Here is a 14,997-nt window from a genome sequence, read left to right on the forward strand (position 1 = left end):
TATAGACATAAAGAAAGGAAGTGAGAAACATGAATTTACAGTACATTATTCAAAATATGAATCAGTATATCGAAAGTGAAGGATTAAAAAGAAAACGTTTGGCCAAACGTTTGGGAATGTCTGAATCCAATTTTTCAGATTATCTAAATGGAAAAAGAATGAATGGAATTTATGATTTTGCTGCACACTTAGCTGAAGCCTTAGGACATGAACATACATTTTTTATGGAAGATGCTTTTCATTATGTTTCTGAAAAACAAGAAGAACATGCCTTTTTATTTTCAGCAGGGGAAATGCTATCAGAAAGCGGGGAAGAGGGGTTACATCAATTAACAAAGCTTTGTGATCTTATCGAAATTTACAGCAGAGGTGAATCACATGCCTGAGCTTCATTTCGCGGATCTCCCTAAAATTATTGAAGAAAATAACATCATTAAATCCGAAGTAGAAAACTTACTGAGAAAGTATTTGCAACATTACCATCCAAAAGGCTGGACAATAATTGAAGGTGCGAAAAAATATATTGCTATGCAACATTTCTTGATTGAAGCACCGATCCAAGACCAGTCTTTAGGTGGTTTTATTCGCTCTACAGATACAGAGAAATATATTTGCTATGTGAATACATATCAACCCAGAATTTATCAAAACTTTAGTTTACTTCATGAATTATATCATTTAATTTCACTTCAAGAATTAGAAAAGAAAATCCACATTGTTCATGCAGGGCTAGATACAAATCATACTGAAAGAAAAGCTGATTATTTCGCTTCGTTACTATTAATGGATGAACATGAATTAATAAACTTTTATAATAGCTTTGAGAAAAACGAAGAAACAACATTGCAAAAAATTTTTTTATGCATGAGCCGTTTTAAAGCGCCATTTAAGGCGATATTGATTCGCTTATATGAGTTACAGTTAATCGATTATGCCACAATCAAAGAATATTTTGATCAAAAATTTGATTATCATAAAGAATTTGAAGCACTTGGGATTGATTCATATATGATTGAACGAAGTAATGTCATTCATTTCGGAAAAATCGAAATGATGATGCAAAAGTATACATTACCAGAGGCTGCACAACAGGCAAATAAACAAGTTCTTGAAGAAATAACGCGCTATTTTCATACTATGAAAGGAGATGCAGTTGATTGACATCTCCAACATTAAAAAGCTTCATACAGCAACATACACATTTTATAACAGATTTAGAAACAATTATTGATACGATTATTGAAAAGCAGCACGTTTATCTTTACGATACATCTGCCATTTCGATTCATGAAAAGGCATACTTCCGATATGATGAAAGGTTATTTTTAAAGAAAGTTCAAGATACACCTGTTTTAATCACAGATGTAATCGCGAAAGAAATGCGGCTAATTGAGGATGTAGAGCAGCGATATATGAAATATTTACAGCATTTCAAAACGATTTTATATGTCGAAGAACAGCAATTATATGATTTGCTTAAAGTTGATTTTGATGTTACAGGTGCAAAGCGAGAGTTTTTAGGAGCAAGTGAACAAGCATTTACTTGTATACAGCCGTTACGAGACACGGTACGAAAGGCTAGAAGATCATTCCAACACGCTGAAAATATTATTTTAGATGACTACATTAGTTTTTTTGTAAACAAGAATGATAAAAATCGCGGAGAAATCTCTTTACTATGGACCGCATGCGTACTAAATCGTTTACCTGGTACATTTTCGATTACATTTATCGGTATCGATCATGATTTGTTCTCATATGTAGAGCAAGCTTGTTTGTTAGGTAGAAATAAAGATTACAATGTATACATCATGAGTAATGAGACATTACTACAAATAGATTACGGCCAACATCAAAATACAACTAAATTACAAAAACTTACTGATATATATCGCAATGAAGATCGAAAAATCATGTATTTTAATCGGAATGAAGATATTATGCATTTAATAAGGCAAAAGAGCAAACTGTCTAATCAAGATTTTATAAAGAAAATTACTTGCAATCAAATTCAAGTTGTATATTAAAAACTTCCTGATAAAGCGGAAGTTTTTTTACGAACCAAATGAACATTATGTTAACTAGGATGACATTTACAACAATTAACATATAGAAGAATGAATCAAGCATACTGAATGATTAACACATAAACGGACTAAAATACATACAAATTTTGAGATCGTACACATAACTTATACATAAAAATGATATTATACGTGTCATTTCTGCAATGTTTTCTTGCGATTGATTTTATGCCGGCTTATGTTTATAGACTCGGCCATTCGGAATTTATACAGAAAATCTTTAAGCATATATAAGTCATCATAAAAAGACAATCTCATCGGAATATTTCTTTTTCATCTCATTTTGTATAGTTTACTTGTATTTAGAGACAAGTGAACACTTCATTTTCATAACTACCTATAATATATATTATGTTAACTAGAAAAATGATAAGAAAATAAGTCACTCCTGCTTTTTGTCCAACGACACAAATCTCCCTACTTTTACGAACAGATAAAGACCAACATTAATGAATTTTTATTTTTAGCCTTTATCTGTTTGATTGATTCTAAGGTTTTTTACATGACTGACGAACTATTTGTATGTTTATATCATACGGTGTCGTATATTTAATTTCTCAATCGCTTGTTGCATTGGATTTTTATAGTCACTATATCGCGTTTTCTTTTTGATGATAAAATTTCATTTTTCCATCAAGCGTATTATTTTCTATTATGAATGCCTAGGAAGTTAAAGTGTACTAACCCAATATGATTCAATATCGTGTTCTTGAATTTTTTTCATCAAGCTTTGCACAGCGGTATTTGGCATGACGTTATATCTTTTTAGATTATCTTCACTTGGTGTAATCCAATAAAAATCCAGATGAGACTCCCTAGATTTAGGAGGAGTTTCAATTTTCAATTTATTACTTTCAACTTTAAAAATATGATTAATTTCGTAATGTAATGTATCTCCATTGGCAAAAAGAATGATGCCCTTTAAAATGTGCTATTAAAAGTTTTCCGTCTTTAATGAGAACACCTCTTACAATGTGGTGAAATCGAGTTTTCATCTTTTTCTCCCCCTATTTACTTAACATATATTGCATTCTAATATACTTACGTGTAATTTCGACTAATCATTTAATTTTAATAAGGAAATGAAATTCAGCTTAAAATACATAAAAAGTAGAATAAAAGCGGCTATTGTTAATTCCATGTGCTGTTCAGCATGTTTTTAAGTCTTAAATATCTTAGACAAACAGTATCATTACTTACATGAATTTTCTACTAAGTTGGCAACTTTGTGTCGCATGTTCATCAAGTTGGGACTTTTATGTCGCAGGTTTATGACACAAAAGTCCCAACCAAATTGCTATAATTATTGTAATAATACCTTTATATTTGACCGTATTTAGGGTAATACCAGTCTCTTCTTTTATCTATCTCTTTATCAACGGGACCTAGTCCGTGGATTGGTTCATGTAAATCCCATAGTTGGATTGAATTTGTCTCCTTTGTCGTTACTTCCTTTTTCGACATAAATTTGTTATACGTATTATGGTGTTTGGAATCTTTTGTTCAAATTTTATATTTCTTATGAATTTCATTTTTAGAAATTACAATTGATTTATAATCTAAGATAGAGTAGCCATTATAATAAAAGATATGTTCTAAACCATATTTCCCTTCTAAAATCAACGGTAAATATCTCTTCAAGTGGCTGATTATTCCTTGGTTATTTTCGTCTAAAATCCATTCGATTGATTTCCAATCTAATATTCCTTCTTCAACATTAACAGGGGTTTTTAATTGGATACCATCAGATATTTCAGATATAAAAACATAGATACCCGATGAACCATATTCGCTTTCCAATACCACATTTCCTACATATGTCACATTTTCTAAATGAATCCCAGTTTCTTCGTAAGTTTCCCTAATTACACATTCTTCAGGAGTTTCATTTTCTTCTATTTTTCCACCAACACCATTCCATACACCCATTGAAGGTTGTTTGTTTCTATTTAAAAGTAAAAATCTATCATTATTCTTTATCAAACAAGTTGTATGTTTAAACATTTCATTTTCCTCTTCTTTATATTATTTAAGATTTTTGCACTGAGTTACACCAAATAAATATTAGAAACTTCTACTGTGATGACTTCTTCTCAAAACCTTTCTTTGAATCTAAAATATTATTTTTGTCACAGAAATTAAATGTTAACCTATAGATATCGGGTTTTTTCTGTAGATTTCCAAAAATTTCCAAAAATCGTATCCAAACGAATTATTAAAATAATTTATTATACAAGCCATAATATTCCCATGGGTACCTATAGCTACATTTGTAAAAGTTGACTTTTCAATAATTTTAAATATAATCGGTAGTGATCTATATTGCACTTCTCTAACAGTTTCTCCTCCTTCTAAACGAAAATCTAAATCTTCGAATGATTTTTTTATTGCAAGTTCGATTTCATTTTCTGGTAATTTATAATTCCCTTTAAGTTGTTCTTTCCCTTAAATCTTCTTCAATAATGATCTTAGAGGGTTCAATTAATCTTTCCAACGTTTGCAAACCTACTCTCAAATGAGTTAGAAATCAGAAAAGGAAATATGCTTCATCTTCAGCATGCTCGAATGCCCAGTGAACAAATTTTATTGTTCATCAAAAAATTAAAACAGTATACAGGATGTTTGTCTCCTGCCAATTCCTCTTTTCTAAATAAGTCTGATTGCCTTCATACTGCTTCCGCCTTCATAAGTATAGGTTGCTGCTTTCTGCAAAAATATTGTTGTGTACTACCAACGTCTGCATATGAGAGGTGATTAATTGTGTAATAACAAATTATTTTTAAATAAACTGATTTTTCTTGTTATTCTTTAAAAATGGTATATAATGGGTTTATTTTTACCTAATTTCTGATATGATATTTATTAAGGTACGTCACAGTATACAAAGAGGATGAGGATGAAACTATGAGTGTTCATTTAAAGGGGAAAATGCAGATTTTCCTGGCGAAGCGCTTGAAAAAATAGTGCTAGAAGGCGTATCATATTTTAAAGAGCAAGAACTTTTTGAATACATCAAAGAATATGAAGAAAATCTTGCTGCTACATTTTATAAAGAAAATAACCATGTTAAAGCAAGTCATTATTTTTACTCAAGTTCTCAAGCAGGAAAAAAAGTTTTTGAAAAGGAGGCATTAAAATGAAAAAAACATTCTTTGGTTTAGTCGGTATAATTACTGTTTTGACTTTAATGTTTGGTGCTCAATCCCCTGCAGAAACGCAAAAAGCTATTGATGCTGTTCAATATGCACATGGGAATCATGGTGGTTAAAATCTTATGTTGTTTAATCCAAAATAACTACTGTTTTATACAAAGAGAAGAAATTTTTCTTCTCTTTGTATCTTTAGAATAAAAAATGATAGACTGCAAGTTTTCTGAAGGATCATTTTTTAGATTATCCCCTCCTCCCTCAACTTTAAATAACCACTCCACATTTCAATTATATGTAATATCATAGTTGTTCTTTTTCTTTCTTCTCTTGTTCTGTATTCCCATAAGCGAAAACTTCAGCAACAAATTCGCATAAACCAATGACTACTTCACCGATTACTTCATTCATATGTATCTCCCCTTTTTATAAATTATAATTTCATTATATAAAGGATGATTTATTTATACGATCGAAGAAGATGACATAAACATTACAAGTTTGTAATGTATCATTTGCTTTTAGAGTGTATGAAATTCAAATGAAAAAATCCATTTAAAATAGCCCTCGCTCAAAAGGGCTATTTTGATAAGAAGATTATGCAGGTTTTCGATAAAGCTTTTGCACCTCTTTTTTCTTCTTTTGAGTTGGAGGGCGAATGAAAATAGCAATAATAAAAGAAAGAATAGAAAGAACCCCAATTGTAATAAAAGTTGGCTGAAATCCGCCTAGTAAAGCGCCAATAAATGAACCAGCAAGTGCCCCGAACCCAAATCCTTGATAAACAATTCCATAATTTGTACTATGGTGTTTCAAGCCAAAAAAATCTCCTACGATAGCTGGGAAAATAGTAATATTTCCTCCGAAACAAAAAGCTACACTTGCTACACATGTAAAATAAATCGGATAATTTAAATGCATAAAACTTAGAACAAAAACAGATAATCCAATGATTACAAACGTAGCTGAAACGATTTTTAATCTGCCGATTTTATCAGATAGCGTTCCGAGAATAATTCTTCCCATTGTATTAAAAATAGCAATCATAGCAACGGCATTTGCGGCATTTGCAGCGCTAAGTCCTACAAGTTGAACACCGATATCCTTTACCATCCCGATTAAATATAACCCACTCATACAGGAAGTAAATAACATAAAAAATAAAAGATATCCTTGATTTGTACGTAACATTTCCTTAGGTGTGTAGTTATTATTCGCAGTTTGAGTAATCGTCTCATTCGTAGGTGCTTCATGTAAAAAGAAAGATCCTACTAAAATGAAAAGTAAAACGATCATGCCCCAGTATAAAAAAGCTTGTGATACACCAACTGTATCGATTAACTTAATGTTTATATATTTAAAAATTAAACTTCCCATTCCGTAAGCCGAAACAGAGATCCCTGAGATGAGACCTTTGCGATTGGGAAACCATTTTATTAAATTTGATAATGATGTAATGTATGCTGTTCCGTCTGCATAACCGACCACTACACCAGCTAATATATAGAGTAAAAATAAAGAAGAGATTTGGGAACTAAGTATCAATCCTAATCCAAGAATAATTCCTGAAGCTGCAATTAATTTGCGAAGTCCTATTTTTTGTTGTAATTTACCTGCAAATAGGGTTGAAAATGATAATGAAAAGCTGGTAATAGAAAAAGTAACTGCTACAGCATGAAGTGGCCAACCGAATTTATCTACTAAAGGTTGATTAAATAAGCTCCATGTATAAATTGTACCGAGACCAATTTGTACCACGATTGTACCTAAGACAATAAGCCATGGGTTAATCGTTGTTTGTTTCATGCTAACTGTCCCTTCTTTTAGTGATATGTTTTTCACGATTTAGTATATCCATGTTTAGTTGGGAGATACGAACAGGAAAATGGAAATAATGTTGTGTAAAAACAGACAAAAAGACGCCTCATTGTAGGAAACGTCTTTTTGTAGATTATATACGGTTGTTGAAAAAAGTTTGTTAAGATAAGGCATCTTCAAATGCTTATGTATATATCATATCAAACCATTTTGTAATTGTTATAGGGCTTAAGATGTATATTTCATTCCTGAAAAAGTCGGATATTTAGTATTCAATCTCCTCATAATCTTTCGGATGAGGAACTGTCTGCATATTTGCTGCATCTTTTGGATCACTATAAACTGCGTTTTGTTCCGTACTTATTTCTTTTGTAAAAAGTTCTTTTTTCTTTTTATTTGGCTGTTTCTTCATGAAATTCAACTCCTTTATATTTCCTTATAAGTAGCTATACCCTAATTTTGTTAAGGTTACTAATGATAAATTTCATAATATATGGGTAAAATAAGGAAAGAAAAGTATTTTACATATGTTTCACTTTTCTTTCCTATAATGACTCCATGAAGATTAGAAATTAAATGAAAAACCACCAGTTCCAGCAATTAAAACAACCGAAACAACCAAAGCAGCCGAAACAACGTCCGCCGCAGCGACCGCAACCTCCACAACGCCCACACCCACCGCAGCGACGAGCGTCCTCTTGCATATAATAATATGGATATTGATTTTGTTGATCCCAATACACTACATTACCAGGTTGATAATCGTTAAGACTTAACGATTGCAGTTCTTGTTGAAACTCGTTCATATTGATGCCCTCCATTTATTCATTAAAAATTTAGCTATGTCGCTTTCTATTTTTTCTCGACTCAATAGGACTGATCTATAAACTAATACGTACACCAACAAAATATGACCTATCAGTGGGTGATGTACCTTGTTTAGATGCCTATTTTTCATAGTTATTTTGACAACTAATTTAAAAATAAATGGAGTTACTTTGTGTATATAATATTTACTCAAAGTATTTTTTTCACACTTTCTTGCAACAAAATTTTAGACATGGAAGTAATAGACTTGTTCTTCGTTATAAACTTGACCAGCCTGTATATTTTCCTTATGTACAGTTAATCGAATTTCCTTATGTTTCTTTTATCCACTTTAGTTTGTTTATATATATCGTATCGTTTAAGATTTGTTTGATAAAATCCGTTTTCCCTTCACAATAACCATCTATGTTATAACAATAGATGGTAGCTAACTGATATTTTAGTTTTTCATATTCTTTTCGCGCTCGTTCATTAGCAGATAAATAATCTCGCAGTGCCATGTGTTCTAAATATCCTTTCCCGTCCTGTGGGCAAACGTAAAGGTGGTACTTCATTCCACTCTCTTCATCTTTTCTTTGAAAAGCTTCACGCCCTTCTACCCCTAAATTCCCTTGATGTTTATACCCTTCTTTTTCTAATCGATTGATAATATTTGGTAACAGATCGTTGCTTTCAATAACAACATCAATATCAAGAATTGGTTTAGCTGCTAAGCCTTCTACTGTTTTTGAAACTCATCTTTCCATTTTGGATTATATGGGACAACTTCTATTTTTCTTTTTTCAAGCATCATTATTGGCTTCCTTCTCTCTTTTTTCATAAAACTTCTTCAATATCTCTATTTCGGCTCAATATACTCAAATATATTTCCATCAGGATGGCGCGCAATCATTTTTATTCCCGTTGGAACTGAAATAGGTTCTGTAAGAATATCACCTCCATGCTTTACAATAAATTGTTTAGCAAATTGAATGGTATCTGTCACGAGCGTTGCTGCAATATGACGTGTCGCTATGTGATTTTCATCTACAATCAATAATACATTAGAGAATCTAACTACTTTTGTTTCATTTACTTGAAATTCATGAGGCTGTTCTTGTTTTAATAAAGATTTGTAGAAATCAAGATGCGGTTGCAAGTTAGAAATATAAATACGGGGTATAGCAGTTAATATATTCATATTGTTCCCTCTTTTCATAAGTATATATAGAAAAAGTATTTCGTTTGCTAAAATTTTACAAAATACCTTTTGTGAAATTTTAGCAAATACCGTTCATAATAGCAACGCTTTCTGTAATTTAAAAAGAAATGAAAGATACAAAATCCACATATACGATTTCCTTGTTTCTAAAAAATGTTTTCTGTTCCCCGTATACTTCTATTCGAATACTGTTCCATTTCTTCAAAGATGATGAAATGAATTTATAAATACGATAAGATTGTCGAAATGAAAAAAGTGGTATATAATAAGCAGTAACATTACTAGTAATTATTTTAGGTATTCCTAGAATAAAGGAGCGATACATATGAAAATTACTATTTATTTTGGAAGTCATGAAGATCAAGATGTACGTACAATGGATTGTCATTTAGATGTAGACGATGCAGAAGAACTTGTCTCTGTTTCATAGTATAAATTGAACATAAATAGGGAAGATTCTCCTTCCCTATTGCATGTAGACACCTTTTTATAGGTGTCTTTTTTGTTGTTTTTCGTCGGAAAATCCTTTACTTTAGCGCAATAAAATAGTAGAATATAAATATACGAACAAGTGTTCTTGTTATTTTATTTGTACTTGAAGGGATGATTTTTACAATGGCTCAAAAGAAGCGCAGAGGAAGAAAAAAGCATACACCGACTATCTCAAATACAGGTTTTATTGGCTCTGTCTTTATTGATACATTGGAATTACAAAAAAAATCTTATTATTTCTCCCGAAAAAAGTTGCAAATTGTCCATCACGTATTAGATGGTCTTGCTGAAGCAACAAGTTCTCTATTTCATGAGCATGAAGTTGCAGCATATATATCTTGCGTATATTTACATAAACAAAAGAAAATCGGTTTCGTTCTTTCTACAAAGCTGTTTGAACAAACCGATGGTATTGCTTATTTTAAAAATTATTTAATCGAAAAGAATTTTTATGGTAAAACGGATCAAGAAGTGGAATACCAAGAAGTATTTAATACAGGTTTTATTGGTGTTGTATTTGCAGATTTATCCAGTATTGATCGCTTTAATTTTGAATTTGAAATGAACATGTTATTTAAACTTATGAAAGACATGATTATTCCTGTTAAGGAACTCTTCTTGCGCCATAACATTCCGGCTTATATTTCGACATCTCATTTAGAGACTCAAAATAAAGTAGGGTTTGTTTTATCTATCAAACCTTATGATGAACGAGCAGAGGCGGATTTATATTTTGAAACATACTTAAAAGAACGTGGCTTGTTTATCGGTGATGAAGAAGATGAAATGGATAAGATTGTGATTCGAAAGAAAGTTGAACTTCTATAACAAAAGCACAGGATTTCTATTCATCCTGTGCTTTTTCAAATATATTAATACGGATTCGCTCATGTCCTTTTTCTATTACAGTTTGAGTTGCTTGCTATCTCCTCTCTATTTCCAAGTAGCTTTTGACTGGATCCATCTTTTATGGCATTTGCTACTCTCTCTTATGTATCGTCCCTATTCTTCAGCAAAAGCAATCATTCTATCTTGAATTCTTTTATCATATTTTGCAAGATCTGATACAAGGTTAGAAATCCATTCTTCAAATTTACGATATGTTTCCCCTGCCTGTTTTGTATTACTTTGCCGATCAATCGATTTACGTACTCAATTCCCTTAAATAAGAGATTTATCCAAAATTTTCATTTTCTAAAATAACAACAGAATCATTTGTCATGTTTCCAGCTTCTTTTGTATACGCAACAAGCCTTTGTATGTTATCACAACAAAGTTTTGCTCCCCATACAAGTAATGGGACACCTATAAAATCAATATGTAACCTTCTTGAAAATAAGCCCCCGAATGTCATTGGTAACGGTACAGTTGGTGATGTATTCGAAAAGATAATTTTTTCGTTATTTTGGTATTGTTGTTGAAGAATCTCCGCCAAATGCTTCATTGCAGGTACAACTACTTTGGATGCTCCATGACCAACTGTGTAAACAGGATTTCCCAGCTCGTCTCTCCCGCGAAAAATAATCTTCCCCATATCTGAAGTTTTTAGTTTGTTGAAATACTCTACATTTAAAATTTCTTCTTTTGTTAGTTTTCGGTCCGTTGGTAGCTGATTTAAGTGATACGCTGCAGCAAGCGAAGTTGTATGTGTCCCACCAAAATCTGTATAAATAAAAATCATCTGCATCATCCTTTGTTGTAATGGTTCAATGTATATTAGTATCACCGAATTTAACATTTACTAATCAGAAGCTTTTCATATTTAAAGAATATAGAAAGAATTGAAAGATGATATGACAAAATAATGGATTTCTACAAAAATGCTTAATATCCAATTGTAACTTTTCTAAAAAGGCTGCATATAGTTAAAAAGATTACTTTTCTAAAAAGGAGATGATTCGATGTTACAGGCTCTTCTTGTTTTTTCTGCCCTTTCCTTTTTATTTATTCTTGGAGGATTTATTCTCTTGTTACAACAGCAAAAAGAAATCCAAAATATAAAAACAATGTTAAATGAAAAACAAAATACTACGAACAACGCATCGGGAAATGGGACACCTGTTAAGCTAGATATGAATGTTTTAAATAGCCTTCTCAGTGCTAGTTTATCTAAAGATCTGAACGTAACAAGTAATCATAAGGAAGAACCTAACAAATAACCTCTTTCTCGTTATAAAAGGAGAATTCCTATGTCAGAAAAATCTATTTCTATTATAATCCCTGGCTATGATCATTCGAATTCATTAATAAACATATTCCTATCTTGTCACCAGCTACATCCGCTAGAAATCATTTGTGTCGTAAATAAAAATGCTACTCTCCCACATCATATTACGGAAAATAAACTTGTTAAGATCATAGAGGTGGATGAAACTCTCCATTGCAACAACCGTCAAGTAATAGGTGCAGAAGAAGCAAATGGAGATGTCTTATTATTTTTAGACCCGCAATCTATCATTTCCTCTTCTGTATTCTATATATTTCTTGAACCATTATTGAAAGATGAGGCAGATGTAGTATTGAATAATGTAAATAAGATTTTTTATAAGAAAGAGCGCCCTAATACAATCAGTATATGGCAACAAGTAGTAAATCATATTTTTCATCGTCCTGATTTAAATATCGATTCTTTTTTATCATTGCCTTATGGAATAACGAGAGCTGTGATTGAGACAATCGGCCTTGACTCATTATTAAATCCCATTCTAGCAGAACAAAAAGTAATCCATCATAACTTTCGTATCGCTCATCATGTGGAAGTTGATTCTCATTCTCCTTTCCATACGAAATTTCATGATAACGAATTCTCTCTCGATGAAAAAAGAATGATCCATCATTATATAGAAGCAATCGCCAATCATCTTCATAGCTCGCAATGCTCTAGAGCTAAATATACTGATGGAAAGCGTCGGCGAGATCTTGCTGCTGATTTCATCTCTCGACAGTTAAAATATCCTCCAAAAATCACGATAGGTAAGCAAACATTCTCTAAGCTTTATGGCGGAAAGCAGCTTTCTATTATCATTCCTGTTCAAAATGAAGAAAAGACAATAAAGGCTGTTATTCAAGAATTAAAGAAATTAGAACCGTTAGAAATCATTGTTGTAATTAATGGAACAACAGATCGTACGGAAGAAATTGCGAAAAAATGCGGTGCCACTGTGATCAGTTATGAAGAAGCACTCGGAAATGATACAGGGCGTGCGATTGGTGCCTATTTTTCAAAAGGAGATATATTATTATTTGTCGACGGAGATTTCGTCATTCCGAAGTACGATTTATTACCATTTGTGCAAGCTGTACAAAATGGCGTCGATTTAGCCTTAAACAACTTAGATTCCTACCACATGTATCGTTTTCCTTATTCCATTGTTACAGCTTGTAAATATGCTGTGAATGTAGCGTGTGCCCGCAAAGATTTAGGGATGGGATCTACGATTGCAGTTCCGCATGCTTTTAGCCGTAATTGTATTGAAAAAATCGGTTATCTTTCACTTGTTTGTCCAGTCTATAGTCAAGTGAAAGCAATACTAGAAGGTTTCCGTATAAAAAATGTTCATTCTGTTTCTGTTGATACAATGAATCGTGTTCGCCCAGAAAAGCATTTTTCTAAAAATAAGGGGATTTCTTTAGCGACGCAACAAATTATTGGGGATCATGTAGAAGGGATTTCTTATCTTATTACTCAGAAAGGAATAGAGACTTCACATTGATCCATAATGTGATTCAGTGTGTTATAAATGCTAAAAAGGATTGATAACACACTGAAAAATCATTCATGTGAAAGATTTTGTTTTTTTATTAAATAGGAAAGTGCCTCGATATGATCCCCCATTATTCTTAATACTGCAGGGGGATGCCCGCCTTTACTAAAGTGCTCTTTCAAACGAAAGCGGTTTGGTTTAATAACGTCTACATAATGAACACATTCCACTTTGTAACCTTTTAAAATCGCTTTTACTTGCGCAAAGCTCGGGCATACTAGGCTTTCCCACCCAATCCCTTCTATACATTTTCTGCTTATTGCATGTGGAATCGCTACTAATGAACCATTACTTAAATCAGGACGATTATAAGACAGATTTAACATATACTTTAAAATATCAACAATATGAAATGGGGGCTTTAAACTAGATGTTAAATGATTTAAAGCGACATCTGTCCCTTTGGCCACTGCTAGCACATATGGGGATAGATCATTGGCAGGAATGCTGAAATCCGCATCTACAAATAAAAGAATGTCTCCTGTGGATGCAAATGCACCGACTGCTCGCCCAACATTGTGCCCGAGTGATTCTGTATATTCAATCACTGTCGCCCCCAGTCTTGAAGCAATGGTTGCCGTTTGATCACTAGAACCATTTACAACAACAATCACTTCGAATGGTTCTAGTTTTCTTATCTCATGAATCACGCGTTCTATTGTCTTTTCTTCATTTTGTGCTGGAATGATAACAGAAAGTTGGTTCTTATTATAAAGGGCAGATCGCATTCCAGAGCCTTTTTGATAAAAAGGAAACGACTGATCACGCTGCAATTGTTCAATGATATCTCTTCGCTTTCCTCCATCTGTAAATCCCCCTCGAACATTACGCCCTCTTACCCAGTTTGAAATTGCTAGTAGATACCGCTTCACTTCAAGACTTTCCTCTTTTGATAAACAATCCTTATATAAACCGCTTTCTTCTAGTAGTTCTTCAGCACATAATGTATGAAGAGCACAATGATGACGAATACGCCAGCCTTGTTCTAATAATTGTATATGTGATAGAAGTAGGTTTTTAAAAGTGTCATAGCCAATGCTTGTCACCACTTCTTTTGTAAGAGCAAATGGAAGAGAAAGTAATGAATTACTCTTCAAGTCTGGGCGACCTAAAAATTCATTTAATACTTTGCGCCATACAATGTGTAAGTTTTGATATTTTCCTATATGAAGAATCCCATCTAGTTTATTTAAAACCGCGTCCGTATCATCATAAAGAATAGGTACTAAAAAATCATTCATTTGTTCGGATGATAAAAGAAAGCTGCCATGTAAAACGAAACAAACATCCCCCTTTGCAATCTCTAAAGCAGAGGAATAATCATTATATTTCGTCTCAGATGTATTTTCAAAGACAGTTAAACAATGATATTTCTTAGAAATTTCAATCACTTCACGCTGTGAACGAGAACATAATATGATTATTTCAACAGGATTTAGTTGCTTCACATTTTTAATTACTTCCTCCAATGTATAAACGTGCTTACTGCATACAATAATTGCCGTTAATGACTTTTTCATTCCCTTCCACCATCCTCTCTTCGCATTTGTTTTATAAAAAATACACGCTACTAAATTACTATATACAAATGGAATCGATAGCGTATAAAATAAACGTCTATTTTTTATAAGAAATATTTATTATGTATACAAAAGTAAGAGAGA

General features: G+C 32.3%; 17 protein-coding genes and 2 pseudogenes. 8 read left to right on the top strand and 11 right to left on the bottom strand.

Translation table 11 applies throughout. The annotated features are described in order from the left end of the window. Nucleotides 1-29: 29 nt before the first annotated feature. The 3 genes from MR056_RS03055 to MR056_RS03065 are packed head-to-tail and all read left to right on the top strand — an operon-like array spanning nucleotide 30 to nucleotide 2,027. Nucleotides 30-386 carry a transcriptional regulator gene (locus MR056_RS03055; protein WP_012094334.1) on the top strand — a complete coding sequence of 119 codons (357 nt, stop codon included), beginning with the start codon at nucleotides 30-32 and terminating at the stop codon, nucleotides 384-386. Then, nucleotides 379-1,161, top strand: a complete 783-nt coding sequence (locus MR056_RS03060) for an ImmA/IrrE family metallo-endopeptidase (protein ID WP_012094336.1) — start codon at nucleotides 379-381, stop codon at nucleotides 1,159-1,161. Before MR056_RS03055 ends, MR056_RS03060 begins: the two co-directional genes overlap by 8 nt. Further along, complete coding sequence (locus tag MR056_RS03065) at nucleotides 1,158-2,027, top strand: hypothetical protein (RefSeq protein WP_048722990.1); 870 nt, start codon at nucleotides 1,158-1,160, stop codon at nucleotides 2,025-2,027. The genes MR056_RS03060 and MR056_RS03065 overlap by 4 nt, the downstream gene beginning before the upstream one ends. Before the next feature lie 727 nt (nucleotides 2,028-2,754). Here MR056_RS03065 and MR056_RS03070 read toward each other — a convergent pair. The 3 genes and pseudogenes from MR056_RS03070 to MR056_RS22525 form a co-directional block, all read right to left on the bottom strand. Beyond that, nucleotides 2,755-3,079 (bottom strand): annotated as a pseudogene (locus MR056_RS03070) (NUDIX hydrolase). Nucleotides 3,080-3,587: 508 nt separating this feature from the next. Further along, the gene (locus MR056_RS03075) at nucleotides 3,588-4,088 is read right to left on the bottom strand and encodes an NUDIX hydrolase (protein ID WP_087098725.1); all 501 of its coding nucleotides are present in this window, start codon (nucleotides 4,086-4,088) and stop codon (nucleotides 3,588-3,590) included. Nucleotides 4,089-4,229: 141 nt separating this feature from the next. Further along, on the bottom strand, nucleotides 4,230-4,484 hold the full coding sequence (locus MR056_RS22525) for a histidine phosphatase family protein (RefSeq protein ID WP_087098727.1): 255 nt from the start codon (nucleotides 4,482-4,484) through the stop codon (nucleotides 4,230-4,232). 563 nt (nucleotides 4,485-5,047) lie between these two features. Between MR056_RS22525 and MR056_RS03080 the strand changes: the two genes are divergently transcribed. Beyond that, nucleotides 5,048-5,224 carry a hypothetical protein gene (locus MR056_RS03080; protein WP_472926855.1) on the top strand — a complete coding sequence of 59 codons (177 nt, stop codon included), beginning with the start codon at nucleotides 5,048-5,050 and terminating at the stop codon, nucleotides 5,222-5,224. Beyond that, nucleotides 5,221-5,352 carry a Phr family secreted Rap phosphatase inhibitor gene (locus tag MR056_RS03085; RefSeq protein ID WP_087098730.1) on the top strand — a complete coding sequence of 44 codons (132 nt, stop codon included), beginning with the start codon at nucleotides 5,221-5,223 and terminating at the stop codon, nucleotides 5,350-5,352. Before MR056_RS03080 ends, MR056_RS03085 begins: the two co-directional genes overlap by 4 nt. Nucleotides 5,353-5,827: 475 nt before the next feature. Here the strand turns inward: MR056_RS03085 and MR056_RS03090 are convergent, their stop codons facing one another. The 5 genes from MR056_RS03090 to MR056_RS03110 all read right to left on the bottom strand — a co-directional run bounded on the left by MR056_RS03090 (nucleotide 5,828) and on the right by MR056_RS03110 (nucleotide 9,056). After that, nucleotides 5,828-7,036: an L-lactate MFS transporter gene (locus tag MR056_RS03090; protein ID WP_012094340.1), complete on the bottom strand. Its 1,209-nt coding sequence runs from the start codon at nucleotides 7,034-7,036 to the stop codon at nucleotides 5,828-5,830. 277 nt (nucleotides 7,037-7,313) lie between these two features. Beyond that, nucleotides 7,314-7,460: a hypothetical protein gene (locus tag MR056_RS03095; RefSeq protein WP_048722993.1), complete on the bottom strand. Its 147-nt coding sequence runs from the start codon at nucleotides 7,458-7,460 to the stop codon at nucleotides 7,314-7,316. A gap of 160 nt (nucleotides 7,461-7,620) precedes the next feature. Beyond that, nucleotides 7,621-7,869, bottom strand: coding sequence for a heterocycloanthracin/sonorensin family bacteriocin (locus MR056_RS03100; protein WP_087098732.1), 249 nt, complete (start codon nucleotides 7,867-7,869; stop codon nucleotides 7,621-7,623). Nucleotides 7,870-8,187: 318 nt separating this feature from the next. Next, nucleotides 8,188-8,574, bottom strand: a complete 387-nt coding sequence (locus MR056_RS03105; RefSeq protein ID WP_308806026.1) for a GrpB family protein — start codon at nucleotides 8,572-8,574, stop codon at nucleotides 8,188-8,190. A gap of 140 nt (nucleotides 8,575-8,714) precedes the next feature. Then, nucleotides 8,715-9,056 carry a VOC family protein gene (locus MR056_RS03110; RefSeq protein ID WP_012094343.1) on the bottom strand — a complete coding sequence of 114 codons (342 nt, stop codon included), beginning with the start codon at nucleotides 9,054-9,056 and terminating at the stop codon, nucleotides 8,715-8,717. Nucleotides 9,057-9,692: 636 nt separating this feature from the next. Between MR056_RS03110 and MR056_RS03115 the strand changes: the two genes are divergently transcribed. Further along, nucleotides 9,693-10,397, top strand: a complete 705-nt coding sequence (locus MR056_RS03115; protein WP_012094344.1) for a hypothetical protein — start codon at nucleotides 9,693-9,695, stop codon at nucleotides 10,395-10,397. Between the two features lie 16 nt (nucleotides 10,398-10,413). Here the strand turns inward: MR056_RS03115 and MR056_RS22530 are convergent. Beyond that, nucleotides 10,414-10,721 (bottom strand): annotated as a pseudogene (locus MR056_RS22530) (hypothetical protein); the annotation flags it as partial. A gap of 22 nt (nucleotides 10,722-10,743) precedes the next feature. Beyond that, the gene (locus MR056_RS03120; protein WP_012094346.1) at nucleotides 10,744-11,250 is read right to left on the bottom strand and encodes a DUF3189 family protein; all 507 of its coding nucleotides are present in this window, start codon (nucleotides 11,248-11,250) and stop codon (nucleotides 10,744-10,746) included. Between the two features lie 220 nt (nucleotides 11,251-11,470). Between MR056_RS03120 and MR056_RS03125 the strand changes: the two genes are divergently transcribed. After that, nucleotides 11,471-11,728, top strand: a complete 258-nt coding sequence (locus MR056_RS03125; protein ID WP_012094347.1) for a hypothetical protein — start codon at nucleotides 11,471-11,473, stop codon at nucleotides 11,726-11,728. A gap of 30 nt (nucleotides 11,729-11,758) precedes the next feature. Beyond that, nucleotides 11,759-13,282: a glycosyltransferase gene (locus MR056_RS03130; protein WP_012094348.1), complete on the top strand. Its 1,524-nt coding sequence runs from the start codon at nucleotides 11,759-11,761 to the stop codon at nucleotides 13,280-13,282. Nucleotides 13,283-13,341: 59 nt separating this feature from the next. Here the strand turns inward: MR056_RS03130 and MR056_RS03135 are convergent, their stop codons facing one another. Next, nucleotides 13,342-14,853, bottom strand: coding sequence for a glycosyltransferase family 2 protein (locus tag MR056_RS03135; RefSeq protein ID WP_012094349.1), 1,512 nt, complete (start codon nucleotides 14,851-14,853; stop codon nucleotides 13,342-13,344). Between the last annotated feature and the right edge of the window lie 144 nt (nucleotides 14,854-14,997).

Origin of the sequence: Bacillus cereus group sp. BfR-BA-01360, from assembly GCF_022663595.1 — a bacterium.
GTDB lineage: Bacteria > Bacillota > Bacilli > Bacillales > Bacillaceae_G > Bacillus_A > Bacillus_A cytotoxicus.